Origin of the sequence: Bartonella vinsonii subsp. berkhoffii ATCC 51672 (genome assembly GCF_902825225.1) — a bacterium.
GTDB lineage: Bacteria > Pseudomonadota > Alphaproteobacteria > Rhizobiales > Rhizobiaceae > Bartonella > Bartonella berkhoffii.
In genome coordinates this window covers 1-413 of record NZ_CADEAK010000235.1, presented here as the reverse complement: position 1 = coordinate 413, position 413 = coordinate 1, and the positions used below count along the sequence as shown (strand labels likewise).

Sequence of the window (413 nt, the reverse complement as noted above, 5' to 3'; positions counted from 1 at the left end):
GTTGTTAAACTGTCAAATAGCATCCTCGAGATAATTAAGGCACAGCATACCAATATCTAACAAGGCTTTTCCTTCCTCACCAAATACGATTAATGCCTTCTCCGTCACCGACGTCGCTCCTCGAAAAAATTAGACAAAATTGGATATATCACATCCAGCAATAGTTAACAGAATAAGCAGTCTTAATAAATTAAACAACATTTTCATTTTTTATTCCCTGTTTTCTTTGAGTGAACTTTTTTAAAAGTAAATAAACCATATCTTTCTTTACACTCAGACCTCGCATCACCATAACAATTATGGGGACTTGAATCATAGCCGCCTATTGCTTTCCCTTGCTCTATCATTGAAATTGCTAGGGAAAATAATAAATGGGAGAACTTCAAGAATACCTTATAAGCAGTAGGCAAATT

General features: G+C 34.9%; 1 pseudogene. It reads right to left on the bottom strand.

Annotation, left to right across the window (positions count from 1 at the left end):
- Positions 1 to 203: 203 nt before the first annotated feature.
- Positions 204 to 413: pseudogene (locus J7R10_RS09075) on the bottom strand (hypothetical protein); the annotation flags it as partial.